Source organism: Pseudomonas sp. Pseusp18, from assembly GCF_059506005.1.
Genome location: NZ_CP169240.1, coordinates 4,231,167 through 4,251,092, shown reverse-complemented (window position 1 = coordinate 4,251,092; position 19,926 = coordinate 4,231,167). Strand labels below are relative to the sequence as shown.

Genomic DNA, 19,926 nt, shown 5'->3' with positions numbered 1-19,926 from the left:
CGCTTCGCGACCCAACGGGAGCAAGCTCCCTCGCCACAAAAGCTTGCTCCCACAAGGTCAGCTGCGTCAGTAACAGGCGCTGTGCCAATCCCGCTCCAAAAAATTCAGCTCCAAAGGATTCGCGATGAGCCATAACGCCTCTTTCTCGCCGCCCAGCCTGGTGCTCAGCACCATCGGCCTGTCGCTGGCGACGTTCATGCAGGTGCTCGACACCACCATCGCCAACGTGGCCTTGCCGACGATTTCCGGCAACCTGGGCGTGAGTTCGGAGCAGGGCACCTGGGTAATCACCTCGTTTGCCGTGAGCAACGCCATCGCGCTGCCGCTGACCGGTTGGCTCAGCCGGCGCTTTGGTGAGGTGAAACTGTTTCTGTGGGCGACGATGCTGTTCGTACTGGCGTCGTTTCTGTGCGGTATCTCGACCTCAATGCCGGAGCTGATTGGCTTTCGGGTGCTGCAAGGCCTGGTGGCCGGGCCGTTGTACCCGATGACCCAGACGCTGTTGATCGCGGTCTATCCGCCCGCGAGGCGCGGCATGGCCCTGGCGTTGCTGGCGATGGTCACGGTAGTGGCGCCGATTGCCGGCCCCATCCTCGGCGGCTGGATCACCGACAGCTACAGCTGGCCGTGGATCTTCTTTATCAACGTGCCGATCGGGGTTTTCGCCGTGATGGTGGTGCGCCAGCAGCTCAAGGCGCGTCCGGTGGAGACCAGTTACCAGCCGATGGATTACGTGGGTCTGATCACCTTGATCATTGGCGTCGGCGCGTTGCAGGTGATCCTCGACAAGGGCAATGACCTGGACTGGTTCGAGTCGAATTTCATCATCATCGGCGCGGCTATTTCGGTGATTGCGCTGGCGGTGTTCGTGATCTGGGAAATGACCGACAAACACCCGGTGGTCAACCTGCGGCTGTTCGCCTACCGCAACTTCCGCATCGGCACCATTGTGCTGGTGGGTGGTTACGCCGGGTTCTTCGGCATCAACCTGATCCTGCCGCAATGGCTGCAAACCCAGATGGGCTACACCGCAACCTGGGCCGGATTGGCGGTGGCGCCGATCGGTATTCTGCCGGTGGTGTTGTCGCCGTTTGTCGGCAAGTATGCGCACCGGTTCGACCTGCGACTGCTGGCCGGTGGCGCGTTCCTGTGCATCGGTTTGAGTTGTTTCATGCGCGCCGGGTTTACCAACGAAGTGGACTTCCAGCACATCGCTCTGGTACAGCTGTTCATGGGTATCGGCGTGGCGCTGTTCTTCATGCCGACCTTGAGCATTTTGATGTCGGACCTGCCGCCGAGCCAGATTGCCGACGGTGCGGGGCTGGCGACCTTCCTGCGGACCCTGGGCGGTAGTTTTGCGGCGTCGTTGACCACCTGGATCTGGATTCGCCGGGCCGATCAGCACCATGCGTATCTGAGTGAAAGCATCACCACCTATGAGCCGGCGACCCGGGAGGCGTTGAACACGCTGGGCGGGGCGGGCAACCCGGCCTACGCGCAGCTGGATCATGTGCTGACCAGTCAGGCGTACATGCTCTCCACCATGGATTACTTCACGTTGCTGGGGTGGGCGTTCATGGGGTTGATTCTGCTGGTGTGGCTGGCGAAACCGCCGTTTGCGGCGAAGGCGGGGCCGGCTTCGGCAGGGCATTGATTTGGTGGCGCCTGTTAAAAGATCGCAGCCTCGCTCCGCTCGACAGCTCCTACAGGTGCATTGCCTAACGTGGTCAATGTAGGAGCTGTCGAGTGAAACGAGGCTGCGATCTTTTGATCTTAGGTTTTTATGGCGTAACGTAATCAAACGGCGCCAACGCAAACCCTTGCTCATCCACCTGCAACGCCCAGCCTTGACGGTCCCAATCCCCCAACACAATACGCTTGGCCGCCTGCGCGCCAATCTGCAACTTGTGGATGGCGGGGCGATGGGTGTGGCCGTGGATCAAGGTTTTCACACCATATTGCTGCATGATCCGCGGAATCTCTTCCGGCGTGACATCGACAATGTCATTGGCCTTCATCCGCGTCTGCGCACGGCTTTCGCTGCGCAGCTTGCGCGCCAGTTTATGCCGGGTGCCCAAGGGCAGATGGCGCAGGATGAACAGGGTGATCGGGTTGCGCAGATAGCGTCGCAGCTTCATATAACCGACGTCGCGGGTGCAGAGGCTGTCGCCGTGCATTAACAGCACCGGCTCGCCGTAAAACTGCACGACACTCGGATCTTTGAGCAAGGTACAGCCGGCTGCTTTGCAGAAGGCCTTGCCGAGCATGAAGTCGCGATTGCCGTGCATCAGGAAAATGGCCGTGCCGCTGTCGCTTAAGTTCCGCAGGGCTTGGCAGATGGAACGCTGGAAGGCTGTCATGGCATCGTCGCCAATCCACGCCTCGAAAAAGTCGCCCAGAATGTACAGCGCACTCGCCGAGCGGGCGCGTCCAGCGAGCAAATCCAGAAACGCCCGGGTAATGTCCGGGCGCTCCTCTTCCAGATGCAAGTCTGAAATCAGCAGTATCACTCAATGATCTCGGCTTTCTCGATGATCACGTCGTCTGCAGGTACGTCCTGGTGACCGGCCTTGGAGGTGGTGGCCACGCCTTTGATCTTGTCGACGACGTCGGTGCCTTCAACTACTTTGGCGAATACGGCGTAGCCCCAACCCTGAACGGTCTTGGCGCTGTGGTTCAGGAAGCTGTTGTCAGCCACGTTGATGAAGAACTGGGCGGAAGCCGAATGCGGCTCCATGGTGCGGGCCATGGCCACGCTGTACTTCACGTTCGGCAGGCCGTTGTCGGCTTCGTTCTGGATGCTTGGGCGCTTGTCTTTCTTTTCTTTCATGCCTGGCTCGAAACCGCCGCCCTGGATCATGAAGTTACCGATGACGCGGTGGAAAACGGTGTTTTCGTAGTGACCGGCCTTGACGTATTCGATGAAGTTGGCAACGGTCAGCGGTGCCTTTTCAGCGTTCAGTTCCAGGACGATGTCGCCGAAGTTGGTAGACAGTTTGACTTGAGTCATGATCAGTACTCTTTATAGAAATTCGTGGGTTTCAGGGCGCTTTGGCCCTCAACCGGTCCGGCCAGTGTCGGCCAAGGTGCGCAGTTTAGCGTGCCGGGCGTGAATTTCGAGGCTGTTTTTCATCGCCGGCCGATTAAATGCAACCGATTGCCGGCCTGCTCTGTCAGCCACTTGACAGCATCGGCTATGATAAGCCCCTTTGATTTATAACAGCCGCTTTGATTTGGCCAACTGGCCGCGCACTTGTACGTTCAAGGATCCTATGAGCAAGCCCACTGTCGACCCTACCTCGAATTCCAAGACCGGCCCTGCCGTGCCGGTCAATTTCCTGCGCCCGATCATCCAGGCGGACCTGGACTCGGGTAAGCACACGCAGATCGTTACTCGTTTCCCGCCTGAGCCCAATGGCTACCTGCACATCGGTCACGCCAAGTCGATTTGCGTGAACTTCGGCCTGGCCCAGGAGTTCGGCGGCGTCACGCACCTGCGTTTCGACGACACTAACCCGGCCAAGGAAGACCAGGAATACATCGACGCGATCGAAAGCGACGTCAAATGGCTGGGCTTCGAATGGTCCGGTGAAGTGCGCTATGCCTCGCAGTATTTCGACCAGTTGCACGACTGGGCGGTAGAGCTGATCAAGGCCGGCAAGGCCTACGTCGACGACCTGACCCCTGAACAGGCCAAGGAATATCGCGGCACTCTGACCGAGCCGGGCAAGAACAGCCCGTTCCGCGACCGCTCGGTTGAAGAAAACCTCGACCTGTTCGCCCGCATGAAGGCCGGCGAATTCAAGGACGGCGCACGCGTGCTGCGGGCCAAGATCGACATGGCCTCGCCGAACATGAACCTGCGCGACCCGATCATGTACCGCATTCGTCATGCCCATCACCACCAGACCGGTGACAAGTGGTGCATTTACCCGAACTATGACTTCACCCACGGTCAGTCGGACGCCATCGAAGGCATCACCCACTCGATCTGCACCCTGGAGTTCGAAAGCCATCGTCCGCTGTACGACTGGTTCCTCGACAGCCTGCCAGTACCGGCGCACCCGCGTCAGTACGAGTTCAGCCGTCTGAATCTGAACTACACCATCACCAGCAAGCGCAAGCTCAAGCAGCTTGTGGACGAGAAACACGTCAACGGCTGGGACGATCCGCGCATGTCCACGCTGTCGGGCTTCCGCCGCCGCGGCTACACCCCGGCGTCGATCCGCAACTTCTGCGACATGATCGGCACCAACCGTTCCGATGGCGTGGTCGACTTCGGCATGCTCGAGTTCAGCATCCGTCAGGACCTGGACGCGAATGCCCCGCGCGCCATGTGCGTGCTGCGTCCGTTGAAAGTCGTGATCACCAACTACCCGGAAGACCAAGTCGAGAATCTCGAACTGCCACGTCATCCGCAGAAAGAAGAACTCGGCGTGCGCAAGCTGCCGTTCGCCCGTGAAATCTACATCGACCGCGATGACTTCATGGAAGAGCCGCCAAAAGGCTACAAGCGCCTGGAGCCGAACGGCGAAGTGCGTCTACGCGGCAGCTACGTGATCCGTGCCGACGAAGCGATCAAGGACGCCGATGGCAACATCGTCGAACTGCGCTGCTCGTACGACCCGCAAACCCTGGGCAAGAACCCTGAAGGTCGCAAGGTCAAAGGCGTGATCCACTGGGTGCCGGCCGCGGCCAGCGTCGAGTGCGAAGTGCGTCTGTACGATCGTCTGTTCCGTTCTCCGAACCCGGAGAAGGCCGAAGACAGCGCCAGTTTCCTGGACAACATCAACCCTGACTCACTGCAAGTCCTCACCGGTTGTCGTGCTGAACCCTCGTTGGGCAACGCACAGCCGGAAGACCGTTTCCAGTTCGAGCGCGAAGGTTACTTCGTCGCGGATATCAAGGACTCGAAACCGGGCGCTCCGGTATTCAACCGTACCGTGACCCTGCGTGATTCGTGGGGCCAGTGATTCAAGGAAATTAAAGTGCTTACGATCTACAACACGCTCACCAAGAGCAAAGAAGTCTTCAAGCCGCTGGATGGCAACAAGGTGCGCATGTACGTCTGCGGGATGACCGTATATGACTACTGCCACCTGGGCCACGGCCGCAGCATGGTCGCGTTCGACCTGGTGACCCGCTGGTTGCGGTTCAGCGGTTACGACCTGACCTACGTGCGCAACATCACCGATATCGACGACAAGATCATCAATCGGGCCAACGAGAACGGCGAGTCGTTCGAAGCGCTGACCGAGCGCATGATCGCGGCGATGCACGAAGATGAAGCGCGCCTGAACATCAAAAAGCCGGACATGGAGCCGCGTGCCACGGATCACATCCCGGGCATGCACGCGATGATCCAGACCCTGATCGACAAGGGCTACGCCTACGCACCGGGCAATGGCGACGTGTACTACCGCGTCGCCAAGTTCATGGGCTACGGCAAGCTGTCGCGCAAGAAGATCGAAGACCTGCGTATCGGTGCACGAATCGAAGTCGACGAGTCGAAACAGGACCCGCTGGACTTCGTGCTGTGGAAAGGCGCCAAGCCGGGCGAACCGAGCTGGCCATCGCCGTGGGGCGACGGTCGTCCGGGCTGGCACATCGAATGCTCCGTGATGTCCACCTGCTGCCTGGGCGAGACCTTCGACATTCATGGCGGCGGCAGCGACCTCGAGTTTCCGCACCACGAAAACGAAATCGCCCAGAGCGAAGCGGCCACCGGCAAGACCTACGCCAACGCGTGGATGCATTGCGGCATGATTCGCATCAATGGCGAGAAGATGTCCAAGTCCTTGAACAACTTCTTCACCATTCGCGACGTGCTCGACAAGTACCACCCGGAAGTCGTGCGTTACCTGCTGGTGTCGAGCCACTACCGCAGCGCGATCAACTATTCGGAAGACAACCTCAAGGACGCCAAGGGCGCCCTCGAGCGTTTCTACCATGCGTTGAAAGGCTTGCCGAAAGTGGCACCGGCGGGTGGCGAAGCCTTCGTCGAGCGTTTCACCCAGGTGATGAACGACGACTTCGGCACGCCGGAAGCCTGCGCCGTCCTGTTCGAGATGGTCCGCGAGATCAACCGTCTGCGCGAGAGCGATCTGGCTGCTGCGGCGGGTTTGGCGGCGCGTTTGAAAGAGCTGGCCAGTGTGCTGGGTGTGTTGCAGCTTGAGGCCGATGACTTCCTGCAGGCCGGTGCCGAAGGGCGGGTTGATGCGGCTGAGGTTGACGCACTGATCCAGGCGCGATTGACCGCTCGCGCGAACAAGGACTGGGCCGAATCCGACCGCATCCGCGACCAGCTCACCGCCATGGGCGTGGTGCTGGAAGACGGCAAGGGCGGCACGACCTGGCGTCTGGCTGACTGATGATCGTCCCGCGCTCTGATTGATCGTTCCCACGCTCTGCGTGGGAATGCCTCAATGGACGCTCCGCGTCCGCTTCGGCATGGGACGCAGAGCGTCCCGGGCTGCATTCCCACGCGGAGCGTGGGAACGATCAATCAGTCGCCTGTCTGGCGCAATCGCTTGTAAAGGGTATTCCGGCTAACCCCGAGCCTGCGGGCTAAATGGGAGATATTCCCCCCGGCCGCCTGCAACTGCCGATTCAATGCCTCGGCATCATTCAAATCAACGGCTATCGGCTCCGGCGTATCCACCGGCTCCATTTCCAGATCGACAAAAAAATCATCCGGTAAATGCTCCGGTCGCACGGGTTGCTCTTCGGCCATGGCCAACGCCACCTGCATCACGCTGCTGACCTGGCGCAAATTCCCCGGCCACGGATGGCGGCTGAACAGTTCCAACACCTCGGGGCTCAACCCGGCCCACTGCGACGGTTCGCGGTGTTGTTCCCACAAGCGCTTGAACAGTGCCTGCTTGTCGCTGCGTTCCCTGAGCGGTGGCAGTTCCAGGGTCAAACCACCGATGCGGTAATACAAATCCTCACGAAACCGCCCCAACTGCACCTGCTCGCGCAATGAGCGGTTGGTCGCCGAGATGATCCGGATGTCCACCGGGAACAACTCGCTGCTGCCCACCGGTTGTACGCAACGTTCCTGCAACACCCTCAGCAGCCGTGCCTGGGTCGGTAGCGGCATGTCGCCGATTTCATCGAGGAACAGGGTGCCTTTGTCGGCCTTGCGGATCAGCCCGATGCTGCCTTTCTGGTTGGCGCCGGTGAACGCGCCTTTCTCGTAGCCAAACAGCTCGGACTCCACCAGTTCGGCGGGGATCGCTGCACAGTTGACGGCAATGAATGGTTGTTTGCTGCGTGAGCTGGCGTGGTGCAGGGCTTTGACGAAGACTTCCTTGCCGACCCCGGTTTCCCCGTGGATCAACAATGGAATGTCCTTCTCCAGCAAACGCTCGGCCTGGCGCACGGCTTTTTCCACGCGGCTGTCGCCGAAGTGCAGGGTGTTGAGGCTGATTGCGGCGGGTGCTGCCAGGGCGGGCTCAGTGCACTTTATTTCAGGGCTTTTCGTTTCAGTGCTCTTTTTTTCTGCAAACAGCCGCGCCTGAATCGACGCCTGTTTCGGTCGTTTCAGCACGCACTGGAAACGGTTGCTTCCTGATGCTTGCAGGGAAAACGGCAGGCCGTCCGGCTGATTCAGCAGCTCCATCAACGAAACTTTGAACAGGCTTTCGACGCTGACCCGCGACAGACTGATGCCCAGCAGATTGTCGGCCCGGCGATTGGCCGACAGCACCTGGCCGGTTTCATCGAAGATCAACAGCCCGGCCCATTGACTGTCGAGGTTGTTCAGCCCGGTGTTGAAGGTCAGTTGGAAATGCTGGCCGTGGAACAGGTTGAGGATCAGCCGGTTCTCCACGGTCTGGCTCATCATCTTGACCATGCCCAGGGTGTGGGAGGGCGGCAGGTAGCTGTCGCTGGACACATCCAGCACCGCGATCACCTTGCGCTCGGCATCGAAAATCGGCGCGGCGGAACCGGTCATGAAGCGGTTGGCCTTGAGGAAATGCTCATCGTGCTCGATGTGCACGGCCTGCTCGCAGGCCAACGCGGTGCCGATCGCATTGGTCCCGCTGCAATGCTCCATCCAGCTGGCGCCGACGCTGAAACCGCGGGTCAGGCTCGGCTCGATGAAACGCTGGGTGCCCCACGACGTCAGCACCTGGCCGTGATTGTCGGCGAGCATGATCAGGCAATTGGAGTTGCTGAGGATGTTTTCGTAATACGGCAGGACTTCCTGATGGGTGGTTTGCACCAGGGAATGCTGGCTCTCCAGCAAGTGGGCGATGCCGTCTGCCGGCAGCTGATCGAACGCCGGAGCGCTCTGATGATCGAGCCCGAACGCGCGGCAGCGGGACCAGGAGTCCTGGATGATGGCATCGTGGGAGCGCTTTGAGACAGGTACGGCCATGGCGGTCGATCTCTGGGCATTATTATTTTTGTTATGAGTAACACGCTTCATGTAGCAGCTGGCGAAGCCTGCGTTCGGCGACGCAGTCGTCGTGAAATCAGGCGTCGCGGTGTATCAGGACGACCACGCAAACAGGTCTTACGACGACTGCGTCGCCGAACGCAGGCTTCGCCAGCTGCTACACAGGATGTGGGGGATTCGAGTAATCGTCTTGCTAAAGCATCCGTAGAGTGTTGTTCACATTTGTTCATTGTCAATCGTTGAACTGTTCAATTGTTCATTCGTGGTTGTTCATTTCTGTTCAGCAACGAATGCGATTTTTAGCTTGTTTGAAGGAATTTCCAGCAAAATCAAACGCTTGAGATTTTTGGCACGGATGTCGCTATGTAGCTCCGGTCGCTTGACTCAAAAAATAAAAAAAGGCCGAGCCATGTCACTAATCCTGGAACACGTCAGCCGCACCATCGAAGGCCAGACCTGGATCGACGATGCGTGCCTTAATTTCGAACCCGGATCGTTCAACGTTTTGCTCGGTCGCACGCTGTCCGGCAAAACCAGCCTCATGCGCCTGATGGCCGGTCTGGACAAGCCCGACAGCGGTCGCATCCTGATGAACGGCGTCGACGTCACCCAGCGCCCGGTGCGTTTGCGCAACGTGTCGATGGTCTATCAGCAATTCATCAATTACCCGACCATGACGGTGTTCGAGAACATCGCCTCGCCGCTGCGTCAGGGCGGCGTTGCCAATGAGTTGATCCAGAGCAAAGTGCTGGAAACCGCGAAGATGCTGCGCATCGAGAAGTTTCTCCAGCGCCATCCACTGGAGCTCTCCGGCGGCCAGCAGCAGCGCACGGCCATGGCCCGGGCGCTGGTCAAGGACGCCGAGCTGATTCTGTTCGACGAGCCGCTGGTCAACCTCGACTACAAGCTGCGCGAAGAGCTGCGCCAGGAAATGCGCGAGCTGTTCAAGGCGCGCAATACCATCGCGATTTACGCCACCACCGAACCCAACGAAGCCCTGGCGCTGGGCGGCACCACGACGATTCTTCACGAAGGCCGGGTGATTCAGAGCGGCAAGTCCTCCGAGGTGTATCACCAGCCGCAAACCGTGCTGGCGGCGGAGTTGTTCTCCGAGCCACCGATCAACCTGATGCCGGGGCGCATTGCCGGCAACGAAGTCAGTTTCGCCAATTTCGTGCACTTCCCGTTGAACGTCGATCTGCGTCCGGTGGGCGAGGGCGAGTTCCGTTTCGGCGTGCGTCCCAGCCATATCTCGCTGGTGCCGAGCAACGACGACGATCTGGAACTGGCGGTGACCGTCGAGGTGGCCGAGATCAGCGGTTCGGAAACCTTCCTCCATGTGCGCAACGAGTATTTCCTGTTGGTGCTGCACTTGCCGGGGGTGCACGAATACGACGTCGATGCGCCGATTCGCATCTATATCCCGACTCATAAACTGTTTGTGTTCGACATGCAGGGGCGGCTGGTCCAGGCGCCCGGTCGCCGTATTGCGAGGGTTGCCTGATGGCCGAAATCCGTTTGCAGAGCCTTGCCCACAGCTACACCCACACACCGACCGGCCCCGAGGATTACGCGATCCGCGAGATGGACCACGTCTGGGAACAGGGCGGCGCCTATGCGCTGCTCGGGCCATCGGGGTGCGGCAAGTCGACCTTGCTCAACATCATTTCCGGGTTGCTCAGCCCGTCCCAGGGCCAGGTGTTGTTCGACAGTAAAGTGGTCAACGAACTGACCCCGGAAAAGCGCAACATCGCCCAGGTTTTCCAGTTTCCGGTGGTCTACGACACCATGACGGTGTTCGACAACCTGGCTTTCCCGCTGCGCAATCAGGGCATGGTCGAAGCGAAGATTTTCAGCAAGGTGCATGAAATCGCCGAAGTCCTCGACCTTCAGGCGTTGCTGCACAAGAAGGCGCGTAACCTCACCGCCGATGAAAAGCAGAAAGTCTCCATGGGCCGTGGGCTGGTGCGCGATGACGTGTCGGCGATCCTCTTCGATGAACCGCTGACGGTGATCGACCCGCACCTGAAGTGGAAGCTGCGGCGCAAGCTCAAGCAGATCCACGAGCAGTTCAACATCACCATGGTCTACGTCACCCACGATCAGCTCGAAGCCTCGACCTTCGCCGACAAGATCGCGGTGATGTACGGCGGGCAGATCGTGCAGTTCGGTACGCCACGGGAATTGTTCGAACGGCCGAGCCACACCTTTGTCGGTTATTTCATCGGCAGCCCGGGGATGAACCTGATCGACGTCCAGCCGCAGGCCGGCGGTGTCGGTTTTGCCGGGACTCATTTGCCATTGTCCGACGCGATGCAGAAACGCATCGCCGACAGCCAATGGAAAACCCTGAAGGTCGGCATCCGTCCGGAGTTCGTTCATGTGTGGGAGGAGGCCTTTGATGACGCGTTGCGGGCCAAGGTCGTACACGTCGAGGACCTGGGCACCTACAAAATCATGACCCTGAACCTCGACGGCGTTCTGCTGAAAGTACGCCTGGCCGAAGACAAACCGGTGCCCGACGGCACGGCGTACATCAGTTTCCCGGGGCAATGGCTGATGGTTTATGCCGATGATTATTTGCTGGAAGCGAAAGCCATTAACGAGGTGCAGCCATGAACAAGGTGCAGAACAACAAGGCCTGGTGGCTGGTGTTGCCGGTGTTCCTGCTGGTGGCGTTCAGTGCGGTGATCCCGATGATGACCGTGGTCAACTACTCGGTGCAGGACATCTTCGACCAGTCCAGCCGCTATTTCGTCGGCGCCGACTGGTACAAACAGGTGCTGCTCGACCCACGGTTGCATGACTCGCTGCTGCGTCAGTTCATCTATTCCGCCTGCGTGTTGTTGATCGAAATTCCGTTGGGCATTGCCATCGCCCTGACCATGCCGATCAAGGGCCGCTGGTCGTCGCTGGTGCTGATTATCCTGGCGATTCCGCTGCTGATCCCGTGGAACGTGGTCGGTACCATCTGGCAGATTTTCGGCCGGGCCGACATCGGCTTGCTCGGGTCCAGCCTCAACGGCATGGGCATCAGCTACAACTATGCGGCCAACACCATGGACGCCTGGGTCACGGTGTTGGTGATGGATGTCTGGCACTGGACGTCGCTGGTGGCGTTGTTGTGTTTCTCCGGGCTGCGGGCGATTCCGGACGTGTATTACCAGGCGGCACGGATCGATCGGGCGTCGGCCTGGGCGGTGTTCCGGCACATCCAGTTGCCCAAGCTCAAGAGCGTACTGCTGATCGCGGTGATGCTGCGGTTCATGGACAGTTTCATGATCTACACCGAGCCGTTCGTGCTGACCGGTGGTGGTCCGGGCAATGCCACGACCTTCTTGAGTCAGACCTTGACCCAAATGGCCGTAGGGCAATTCGACCTCGGCCCGGCAGCGGCTTTCTCGCTGGTGTACTTCCTGATCATCCTGTTGGTGTCGTGGCTGTTCTACACCGCCATGACTCACTCTGACGCCAATCGGTGAGGCCTGCCATGAGCAAGAGAAAGCTGATTCCACTGCTGGTCTACATCCTGTTCCTGCTGGTGCCGATCTACTGGCTGCTGAACATGTCCTTCAAGAGCAACACCGAAATCCTCGGCGGCCTGACCCTGTTTCCCCAGGATTTCACTTTCGCCAACTACAAGGTGATCTTCACCGACCCGAGCTGGTACACCGGCTACCTCAACTCGGCGTACTACGTCAGCATGAACACAATCATTTCCCTGATCGTGGCGTTGCCGGCGGCGTATGCGTTTTCGCGCTATCGCTTCCTCGGCGACAAGCACCTGTTCTTCTGGCTGCTGACCAACCGCATGGCACCGCCGGCGGTGTTCCTGCTGCCGTTCTTCCAGCTGTATTCCTCGATCGGCTTGTTCGACACGCACATCGCGGTGGCGTTGGCTCACTGTCTGTTTAACGTGCCGCTGGCAGTGTGGATTCTTGAGGGCTTCATGTCTGGCGTTCCCAAGGAAATCGACGAAACCGCCTACATCGATGGCTACAGCTTTCCCAAGTTCTTCGTGAAGATTTTCGTTCCGCTGATCGGCTCCGGGATCGGTGTCACGGCGTTCTTCTGCTTCATGTTTTCCTGGGTCGAACTGTTGCTGGCGCGAACCCTGACATCGGTGAACGCCAAACCCATCGCCGCGGTGATGACCCGCACGGTCTCGGCCTCCGGCATCGACTGGGGCGTGCTGGCAGCGGCGGGGGTGTTGACCATCCTGCCGGGCATGCTGGTGATCTGGTTTGTTCGCAACCACGTGGCCAAGGGCTTTGCCCTGGGCCGGGTATGAGGAACTGATGATGGAATGGATGAGTTGGACCAGCCCGACGGCGGCGTTCTTCGGCGTCATAGCCTTGATCCTGGTGGGCATGACGACTTGGGAGTTGCGTTCGCCAAGCATTCTTCGAAAAGGTTTTCTGCCGATTACCACCACCCGTGGCGATCGGCTGTTTATCGGTCTTCTCGGCAGCGCCTACCTGCATTTGCTGGTAATCGGCGTCACCGACTGGAGCATCTGGATAGCGTTCGCGTTGTCCCTGGTGTGGCTGTTGGCTGTGATGCGTTGGGGCTAGTCGAATCGCTCGGCAATGTTGCTCCGAAACCCATAAAGGAGGTCTTATGTTCGATAAAAACAATAAGCTGCGACATAGCATTTCACTGGCAGCCATGCTGGCACTCAGCGGTTTGAGCGCATCGGCCTGGGCTGATGCCTACGAAGACGCCGCGAAGAAGTGGATCGGCGGCGAATTCAAACCGTCCACCCTGACGGCCGATCAGCAACTCGCGGAATTGAAGTGGTTCATCAAGGTGGCCGAGCCGTTTCGCGGGATGGACATCAAGGTTGTCTCGGAAACCCTGACCACCCATGAATACGAGTCCAAGGTGCTGGCCAAGGCCTTCACCGAGATCACCGGGATCAAAGTCACCCACGACCTGCTGCAAGAAGGCGATGTGGTGGAAAAGCTGCAGACCGTGATGCAGTCGGACAAGAGCATCTATGACGGCTGGGTCAACGACTCGGACCTGATCGGCACCCATTTCCGTTACGGCAAGACTGAAGCTATTACCGACCTGATGGCCAATGAAGGTAAAAACTTCACCTCGCCAACCCTCGACATCAAGGACTTCATCGGCACCTCCTTCACCACCGCGCCCGATGGCAAGCTCTATCAATTGCCCGATCAACAGTTCGCCAACCTCTACTGGTTCCGCGCCGACTGGTTCGAGCGGGCGGACCTGAAAGCCAAGTTCAAGGAAAAGTATGGCTATGAACTGGGCGTGCCGGTGAACTGGTCTGCCTATGAAGACATCGCCAAATTCTTCAGCGAAGACGTCAAGGAAATCGACGGCAAGCGGGTCTACGGGCACATGGACTACGGCAAGAAAGATCCGTCCCTGGGCTGGCGCTTTACCGATGCCTGGTTCTCCATGGCCGGCGGCGGTGACAAGGGCTTGCCCAACGGTTTGCCGGTGGATGAGTGGGGCATTCGTGTCGAAGACTGCCATCCGGTCGGCTCCAGCGTGACCCGCGGAGGCGATACCAACGGCCCGGCAGCGGTGTTTGCCACCACCAAATACGTCGACTGGCTGAAGAAGTACGCGCCACCGGAAGCGGCGGGCATGACCTTCTCCGAATCCGGCCCGGTGCCGTCCCAGGGCAACATCGCCCAGCAAATTTTCTGGTACACCGCGTTCACCGCCGACATGACCAAACCGGGCCTGCCGGTGGTGAACGCCGACGGTACGCCGAAGTGGCGCATGGCGCCGTCGCCGCGAGGGCCGTATTGGGAAGAGGGGATGAAGCTTGGGTATCAGGACGTGGGCTCCTGGACATTCATGAAGTCCACGCCTGAGAAACAGAAACTCGTGGCCTGGCTGTACGCGCAGTTCGTGACCTCGAAAACCGTGTCGCTGAAGAAAACCATCGTCGGCCTGACACCGATCCGCGAGTCGGACATCAACTCTCAAGCCATGACCGACCTGGCGCCGAAGCTCGGTGGCCTGGTCGAGTTCTATCGCAGCCCGGCGCGGGTGCAATGGACCCCGACCGGCACCAACGTGCCGGACTATCCGCGTCTGGCGCAGTTGTGGTGGAGCCACATCGCCGAAGCCGCCAGCGGCGAGAAAACCCCGCAACAGGCGCTCGATGGTCTGGCCAAGGATCAGGACGCGATCATGACCCGTCTGGAACGCTCCAAGGCCCAGGCCACTTGCGCGCCGAAAATGAACCCGGAACGCGACGCGCAATACTGGTTCGACCAACCGGGCGCACCGAAGCCGAAACTGGCCAACGAGAAGCCCAAGGGTGAAACTGTGAGCTACAACGAACTGCTGAAATCATGGGCGGATGCGCGTAAGTAATTGTCTGTCATGTGAAACGCGAACGGCACCGAAAGGTGCCGTTTTACTTTGTGCCTGTCCCACCGCCAGGTATTGCGGTGACCTACATTGCATTTTCGTCTTTGGGGAAAACCAGTCTGAACACGGTCATCGCACCGGGCAGGCTTTCAACCTCGGCCACTCCCTGATGCAAACTCATGATCGAGCGCACGATGGCCAGGCCCAGTCCGGTGCTGCCTTGCGAGCGGGAGCGGCTGCTGTCGACCCGGTAAAAGCGGTCGAACAGGTGCGGCAGATGCTGCGCTTCGATGCCCGCGCCAGGGTTGCTGACCCGCAGCGAAACCTGAGTCGCCTCTTGCTCAATGTGTAGCGAAACCGTTTGCCCGGCCGGGCAGTGGCGCAGGGCGTTGGACAGCAGGTTCGAGATCGCCCGTTGAATCATCAGGCGGTCACCCAATACCCGCGCGCTGGCGCCGGTCACGCTCAGGCTGATGCGCTTGTCTTGCGCCGACAAGGAAAACAGGTCGGCCACTTTCTCGGCTTCTTCTTTCAGGGCGACCGGCTCGAAGGACGTGAGCGCTGCCGGGTTACTGGCCTGCGCCAGAAACAGCATGTCCGAGACAATCCGCGCGACGCGCTCCAGTTCTTCGGTGCAGGACACCAAGACGTTTTTGTACGCCTCGGCCGTGCGTTCCCGGGACAGCGTCACTTGTGCCTTGCCCATCAAATTGTTGATCGGCGTGCGCAGTTCATGGGCCAGGTCATCGGAGAACTGCGACAACTGCTGCACACCATTGTCGAGGCGATCCAGCATGACGTTGATCCCCCGGGCCAGTTCACTGAGTTCCTGGGGCATGTCGAGCACCGACAACCGATGGTCGAGGTCTTGCGTCGAGACCATCGCCGCCACTTTGCGAAACTCGCGCAACGGCATCAGCCCCCGCTGTACGGCGGCCCAGGCACTGAGGCCGATGAAGATCAGCAGCAATGGCAAAGCAATCAGCGTCGAGCGCAAATAGGCGCTGAGCAACGCCTGATTGTGGGCATCGTCCATCGACAGCAGCACCGGGACGCGGGTGCCGTCCTTGATGCGGACCAACCGAGAGGCCGTCAGGTAGTGCTTGCCTTGATCGTCGGTACCGTCGGAGAACGCCAGTGGTTCGTCGGCAGCCAGTACTGCCTTGCGTTCAAGGCGCGGGTCGGCCATGCCGGAGCCGGATTTCAACAGAGGCGTGCGCAAGTTACTGCGGTCATAAATCGTCAGGGTGAGGTTGTCATGGCCCATGACCTGATCGAGCAGAATGTGCGGCGCCGAACGAATTTCTGCGGGATCGGCGTACAGCGACAGGCTGTGTTCCACCTGTTCCACCTTCTGGGCCAGGCTGTTTCTGGATAACGTGTTCAACTCATGGGTCAGGGCAAAGTAGGCAAGGATCGCCAGGAACACCACCAGTAGCGCGCCGAGAATACTCACCGTCAGGCCCAGGCGCATCGACAGGCTGGCCGGCTTCATTCCCGCGCCTCCAGGACATAGCCGACGCCGCGCAGGGTGTGGATCAGTTTGCTGTCGAACGGGTCGTCGATCTTCGCCCGCAAACGCCGGATCGACACTTCGACCACGTTGGTGTCGCAGTCGAAATTCATGTCCCACACCAGCGAAATGATCTGGGTACGGGTGAGCACCTCGCCGGACTGGCGCATCAGCAGATGCAGCAGGGCGAACTCCTTGGTGGTCAGGTCGATGCGCTGCTCGCCGCGAAAGGCGCGGTGACGGCCCGGATCAAGTTCCAGGTCGGCAACTTTGAGCACCTGCGGCACCGGGATGTTTTCGCTGCGGCGCATCAGCGTGCGCACCCGCGCCAGCAATTCCGGAAACTCGAATGGCTTGACCAGATAATCGTCGGCACCCAGATCCAGACCACGAATCTTGTCGGCCAGACGCCCGCGCGCGGTGAGCATCATCACTCGGGTGGAATGGGTGCGACGCAATTGTTCCAGCACGCCCCAGCCATCGAGTTCCGGCAGGTTCACATCCAGAATCACCAGGTCATACGCCTGCTGTTGCGCCAGATGCAGTCCATCGGCGCCGGTGGCCGCATGGTCAACGATATAACCACTTTCCGTCAGTCCCTGATGCAAGTATTCGGCAGCTTTAAGCTCGTCCTCGACGACAAGGATTCGCATGATCTATCACCACTTTTATTTAATGGATATTTAATTAAGGTGGCCGGGAAAGTTGTTGTTTTTGTAGGGGCTTCCGGACGGATTTGAATAATGGCTGGGGGTTGTGAGTTGCTGGTTTCCTACAGCGGTTTTCCTGTGTGATGGCGTGCAAGGTAAAGGCTGTAGTGGCTACAGGGTCAACTGAAATGCTGGGTCTTGAGCCCTGAATATGGCGATCTGCGACAGCCTGTCGCAGCAAGCAAACCCGAATGCCCATGCGCCACATTCAGGCAAGTGCTGTTTGGCAGATAACTACCGCGTATTTGTTTCCATGTATTGCTATGTCGTCTTTCGCACTTCGCATCCTAAATCAAAACAACTTCTACATGCCGCGGATAACGGATTTGTAATGTTCCAGTCACCTTGCCGATAAGTTCAAAACCCTACCGTGGCGGCATCAAAGATTCTTGAATAAAGGAAGTCTTCCATTGCCCGGTTTAAAAGAACGGACGGCGCGATCACGCCTGAAAAAAACAGCGAGGACAGTGACGGCCAGCGTTGTATTGCTGGCCGGCACGGGTCTTGTGCATGCATCGACCCTGACCCTCGATCAAGCCCTGCAAACAGCATTCGCCGGTAACCCGGATCTGGCGGCTGCGCAGTGGGAAATCGGCATCGCCGAGGGTGAGCGCAAACAGGCCGGTCTGATCCCCAACCCCGAAGTGTCATGGGAGGCTGAAGACACCCGGCGCGATTCGCGAACCACCACGCTGATGCTCAGCCAACCGATCGAACTGGGCGGCAAACGTAGCGCACGGATCGACGTCGCCAGCCGCGCGCAGGACGCCGCCGGGATCGAATGGGAGCGCAAGCGCAATGCCTTGCGCGCCGATGTGATTCAGGCGTTCAACAGCGCCCGGACCGCGCAACAACGCTTGCAGTTGTCGCGTCAGTCGCTGCAACTCGCCGAACACGGTTTGCGCGTCGCCCAAGGACGCATCGAGGCCGGTAAATCATCGCCGGTCGAAGGCACTCGGGCGCAAGTGCAACTCTTGGAAGTGCGCCTGGAGCTGAGCCGCGCCGAACGCGATCAGGCCAACGCCTATCAACAATTGGCGCAGGTCATGGGCGCACCGTTGCCAGCCTCGACCACCGTGCAAGCGGCCACGCAAAGCATGCCCACCGTGCCGCCGGCGAGCCGATTGCTGGAGCGCCTGAACGAGACCGCCGAACTGCGTCTGGCCAAATTGCAGATCGATCAGCGCGAAGCCTCATTGGGTCTGGAGAAGTCGCAGCGCATTCCAGATCTGACTGTGAGCATCGGCAGTCAATACAACGAAACCGAGCGCGAGCGGGTCAACGTGGTCGGGCTGTCGATGCCGATTCCGCTGTTCAACCGCAACCAGGGCAACGTGCTGGCGGCAGCCCGGCGCAGCGATCAGGCGCGGGATCTGCGCAACGCCACCGAGCTGCGTTTGCGCACGGAAATCCAGACCAGCCTTGAGCAATGGCAGACCGCCAACGGCGAAGTCGAAGCGTTCAACCAGACCATCCTGCCCGCCGCGCAAAGTGCGGTCGACAGCGCCACGCGCGGCTTCGAAATGGGCAAGTTCGGCTTCCTCGACGTGCTCGACGCCCAGCGCACCCTGATCAGCGCCCGCAGCCAATACATCCAGGCCGTCAGCGAGGCGACGGACGCGCGAGTACGCATCGAACGCATCTTCGGCGACCTCACCGTCAGCCCTTGAATTTCATCTTTCAAATCACTGCGCGATGGCATGGCGCAGAGGAGTTTCCATGGAAAAAAAACTGATCGTGGTGGCTGCGGCGACGTTGGCGCTGGGCATTGGTATTGGCTCGATGTGGCCGGGCGATGCGTCCATCGACGCGCACGCCGATGAAGCGGCGGAGCACGCGGATCACGCTGAAGAAGGCGCAGCAGCCGACGGCGAACATGCAGAAGAAGGGCACCTGGAACTGAGCGCCGAACAGATCACCGCGGCGGGCATTCAACTGGCCGAAGCGCGGGCGCAGAACATCAGCCTCGGCTTGCCGTTCCCCGGCGAAGTGCGCTTTGACGAAGACCGCACTGCGCACGTGGTGCCTCGGGTGCCCGGCGTGGTCGAGTCGGTGTCGGTCAATCTTGGGCAGTCGGTGAAGAAGGGCCAGTTGCTGGCGGTGATCGCCAGTCAGCAGATCTCTGATCAGCGCAGCGAACAGGCTGCCGCGCAGCGTCGCCTGACCTTGGCGCGCACCACCTACGAACGCGAGAAAAAACTGTGGCAGGACAAGATCTCCGCCGAGCAGGATTTCCTTCAGGCACGCCAGGCATTGGAAGAAGCCGAAATTGCCCTGACCAATGCGCGACAAAAAATCAGCGTGCTCAGTGGCAGCGTGGTCGCCACCGGCGGCAATCGCTATGAACTGCGCGCGCCGTTCGACGGTGTGGTGGTGGAAAAACACCTGACGCCGGGGGAGGTGGTCGATGAAACCACGGCGGCGTTTACGCTCTCCGACCTGTCGCGAGTGTGGGTGACGTTCGGCGTTTCGCCCAAGGATCTGAACAAGGTGCGAGTGGGCAAACCGGTCACCGTCAGCGCCCCGGAACTCAATGCCGAAGTCGCCGGCACCGTGGCCTACGTCGGCAGTTTGCTCGGTGAACAGACCCGCACTGCAATGGTCCGCGTGACCCTGGAAAATCCGCAAGGCTCGTGGCGCCCCGGCCTGTTCGTCAACGCGCTGGTGGCGACCGACAGTCGCCAAGCCAGGGTCGCCGTACCCGAGACCGCGATCCAGACCGTCGAGGACAAACCCACGGTGTTCGTGCGCACCGATGACGGCTTCAAGGCGCAAGCGGTGGAGTTGGGCAGTCGCGCGGCCGGTCTGGTGGAAGTCACCCAAGGGCTGGAGCCGGGCGTGCAAGTCGCCAGTGCCGGCAGCTTCGTCCTCAAATCGGAATTGGGCAAAGCCTCGGCCGAGCACTCTCATTGAAGGCTCCCACTGATCCGTCAACC

16 protein-coding genes are annotated in these 19,926 nt (G+C 59.8%); 11 read left to right on the top strand and 5 right to left on the bottom strand.

The features are described from left to right. Positions 1–124: 124 nt before the first annotated feature. The gene (locus tag ACEN9A_RS19005; RefSeq protein ID WP_258669536.1) at positions 125–1,654 is read left to right on the top strand and encodes a DHA2 family efflux MFS transporter permease subunit; all 1,530 of its coding nucleotides are present in this window, start codon (positions 125–127) and stop codon (positions 1,652–1,654) included. Between the two features lie 127 nt (positions 1,655–1,781). On the opposite strand, the gene lpxH is transcribed toward ACEN9A_RS19005, so the two are convergent. Together lpxH and ACEN9A_RS18995 are read right to left on the bottom strand one after the other, a co-directional pair. Then, entirely contained in the window at positions 1,782–2,510 is a 729-nt protein-coding gene (gene lpxH / locus ACEN9A_RS19000; RefSeq protein ID WP_258669516.1) for a UDP-2,3-diacylglucosamine diphosphatase, read from the bottom strand. After that, positions 2,507–3,010 carry a peptidylprolyl isomerase gene (locus ACEN9A_RS18995; RefSeq protein ID WP_258669514.1) on the bottom strand — a complete coding sequence of 168 codons (504 nt, stop codon included), beginning with the start codon at positions 3,008–3,010 and terminating at the stop codon, positions 2,507–2,509. The genes lpxH and ACEN9A_RS18995 overlap by 4 nt, the downstream gene beginning before the upstream one ends. 262 nt (positions 3,011–3,272) lie before the next feature. Here ACEN9A_RS18995 and ACEN9A_RS18990 point away from each other — a divergent pair, with 262 nt between their 5' ends. Beyond that, complete coding sequence (locus ACEN9A_RS18990; protein WP_258669511.1) at positions 3,273–4,973, top strand: glutamine--tRNA ligase/YqeY domain fusion protein; 1,701 nt, start codon at positions 3,273–3,275, stop codon at positions 4,971–4,973. A 15-nt stretch (positions 4,974–4,988) separates the two neighbouring features. Then, entirely contained in the window at positions 4,989–6,371 is a 1,383-nt protein-coding gene (gene cysS / locus ACEN9A_RS18985) for a cysteine--tRNA ligase (RefSeq protein ID WP_258669508.1), read from the top strand. A gap of 134 nt (positions 6,372–6,505) precedes the next feature. Here the strand turns inward: cysS and ACEN9A_RS18980 are convergent, their stop codons facing one another. Beyond that, entirely contained in the window at positions 6,506–8,386 is a 1,881-nt protein-coding gene (locus tag ACEN9A_RS18980) for a sigma-54-dependent Fis family transcriptional regulator (protein WP_258669507.1), read from the bottom strand. Between the two features lie 430 nt (positions 8,387–8,816). Here ACEN9A_RS18980 and ACEN9A_RS18975 point away from each other — a divergent pair, with 430 nt between their 5' ends. The 6 genes from ACEN9A_RS18975 to ACEN9A_RS18950 are packed head-to-tail and all read left to right on the top strand — an operon-like array spanning position 8,817 to position 14,770. Further along, the gene (locus ACEN9A_RS18975) at positions 8,817–9,911 is read left to right on the top strand and encodes an ABC transporter ATP-binding protein (RefSeq protein ID WP_018925486.1); all 1,095 of its coding nucleotides are present in this window, start codon (positions 8,817–8,819) and stop codon (positions 9,909–9,911) included. Continuing rightward, the gene (locus ACEN9A_RS18970) at positions 9,911–11,026 is read left to right on the top strand and encodes an ABC transporter ATP-binding protein (RefSeq protein WP_258669506.1); all 1,116 of its coding nucleotides are present in this window, start codon (positions 9,911–9,913) and stop codon (positions 11,024–11,026) included. Before ACEN9A_RS18975 ends, ACEN9A_RS18970 begins: the two co-directional genes overlap by 1 nt. Further along, positions 11,023–11,889: a carbohydrate ABC transporter permease gene (locus ACEN9A_RS18965; protein WP_064618816.1), complete on the top strand. Its 867-nt coding sequence runs from the start codon at positions 11,023–11,025 to the stop codon at positions 11,887–11,889. The genes ACEN9A_RS18970 and ACEN9A_RS18965 overlap by 4 nt, the downstream gene beginning before the upstream one ends. 8 nt (positions 11,890–11,897) lie before the next feature. Then, the gene (locus tag ACEN9A_RS18960; protein ID WP_007940908.1) at positions 11,898–12,698 is read left to right on the top strand and encodes a carbohydrate ABC transporter permease; all 801 of its coding nucleotides are present in this window, start codon (positions 11,898–11,900) and stop codon (positions 12,696–12,698) included. Positions 12,699–12,708: 10 nt separating this feature from the next. Beyond that, positions 12,709–12,981, top strand: a complete 273-nt coding sequence (locus ACEN9A_RS18955; RefSeq protein ID WP_026345728.1) for a DUF2160 domain-containing protein — start codon at positions 12,709–12,711, stop codon at positions 12,979–12,981. A gap of 46 nt (positions 12,982–13,027) precedes the next feature. Further along, entirely contained in the window at positions 13,028–14,770 is a 1,743-nt protein-coding gene (locus ACEN9A_RS18950; protein ID WP_413388239.1) for an ABC transporter substrate-binding protein, read from the top strand. An 82-nt stretch (positions 14,771–14,852) separates the two neighbouring features. On the opposite strand, the gene ACEN9A_RS18945 is transcribed toward ACEN9A_RS18950, so the two are convergent. Together ACEN9A_RS18945 and ACEN9A_RS18940 are read right to left on the bottom strand one after the other, a co-directional pair. After that, a complete protein-coding gene (locus ACEN9A_RS18945) occupies positions 14,853–16,262 on the bottom strand; it encodes a heavy metal sensor histidine kinase (RefSeq protein WP_258669499.1) in 1,410 nt (469 codons plus the stop codon). Continuing rightward, positions 16,259–16,933, bottom strand: a complete 675-nt coding sequence (locus tag ACEN9A_RS18940; protein ID WP_007940896.1) for a heavy metal response regulator transcription factor — start codon at positions 16,931–16,933, stop codon at positions 16,259–16,261. Before ACEN9A_RS18940 ends, ACEN9A_RS18945 begins: the two co-directional genes overlap by 4 nt. Before the next feature lie 467 nt (positions 16,934–17,400). Here ACEN9A_RS18940 and ACEN9A_RS18935 point away from each other — a divergent pair, with 467 nt between their 5' ends. Both ACEN9A_RS18935 and ACEN9A_RS18930 read left to right on the top strand, forming a co-directional pair. Beyond that, complete coding sequence (locus tag ACEN9A_RS18935; protein WP_258669495.1) at positions 17,401–18,660, top strand: TolC family protein; 1,260 nt, start codon at positions 17,401–17,403, stop codon at positions 18,658–18,660. Between the two features lie 49 nt (positions 18,661–18,709). After that, the gene (locus ACEN9A_RS18930) at positions 18,710–19,903 is read left to right on the top strand and encodes an efflux RND transporter periplasmic adaptor subunit (RefSeq protein ID WP_258669492.1); all 1,194 of its coding nucleotides are present in this window, start codon (positions 18,710–18,712) and stop codon (positions 19,901–19,903) included. The last annotated feature ends 23 nt before the right edge of the window (positions 19,904–19,926 follow it).

What these genes read in the sequence shown, in the direction of transcription:
- ACEN9A_RS18975 (WP_018925486.1), top strand. Translation starts at nt 8,817, where the DNA reads ATGTCACTAATCCTGGAACACGTCAGCCGCACCATCGAAGGCCAGACC.
- ACEN9A_RS18940 (WP_007940896.1), bottom strand. Translation starts at nt 16,933, where the DNA reads ATGCGAATCCTTGTCGTCGAGGACGAGCTTAAAGCTGCCGAATACTTG.
- ACEN9A_RS18950 (WP_413388239.1), top strand. Translation starts at nt 13,028, where the DNA reads ATGTTCGATAAAAACAATAAGCTGCGACATAGCATTTCACTGGCAGCC.
- ACEN9A_RS18990 (WP_258669511.1), top strand. Translation starts at nt 3,273, where the DNA reads ATGAGCAAGCCCACTGTCGACCCTACCTCGAATTCCAAGACCGGCCCT.
- ACEN9A_RS18930 (WP_258669492.1), top strand. Translation starts at nt 18,710, where the DNA reads ATGGAAAAAAAACTGATCGTGGTGGCTGCGGCGACGTTGGCGCTGGGC.
- ACEN9A_RS18970 (WP_258669506.1), top strand. Translation starts at nt 9,911, where the DNA reads ATGGCCGAAATCCGTTTGCAGAGCCTTGCCCACAGCTACACCCACACA.
- ACEN9A_RS18980 (WP_258669507.1), bottom strand. Translation starts at nt 8,386, where the DNA reads ATGGCCGTACCTGTCTCAAAGCGCTCCCACGATGCCATCATCCAGGAC.
- ACEN9A_RS19005 (WP_258669536.1), top strand. Translation starts at nt 125, where the DNA reads ATGAGCCATAACGCCTCTTTCTCGCCGCCCAGCCTGGTGCTCAGCACC.
- ACEN9A_RS18960 (WP_007940908.1), top strand. Translation starts at nt 11,898, where the DNA reads ATGAGCAAGAGAAAGCTGATTCCACTGCTGGTCTACATCCTGTTCCTG.
- ACEN9A_RS18965 (WP_064618816.1), top strand. Translation starts at nt 11,023, where the DNA reads ATGAACAAGGTGCAGAACAACAAGGCCTGGTGGCTGGTGTTGCCGGTG.
- ACEN9A_RS18945 (WP_258669499.1), bottom strand. Translation starts at nt 16,262, where the DNA reads ATGAAGCCGGCCAGCCTGTCGATGCGCCTGGGCCTGACGGTGAGTATT.
- ACEN9A_RS18995 (WP_258669514.1), bottom strand. Translation starts at nt 3,010, where the DNA reads ATGACTCAAGTCAAACTGTCTACCAACTTCGGCGACATCGTCCTGGAA.
- ACEN9A_RS18955 (WP_026345728.1), top strand. Translation starts at nt 12,709, where the DNA reads ATGGAATGGATGAGTTGGACCAGCCCGACGGCGGCGTTCTTCGGCGTC.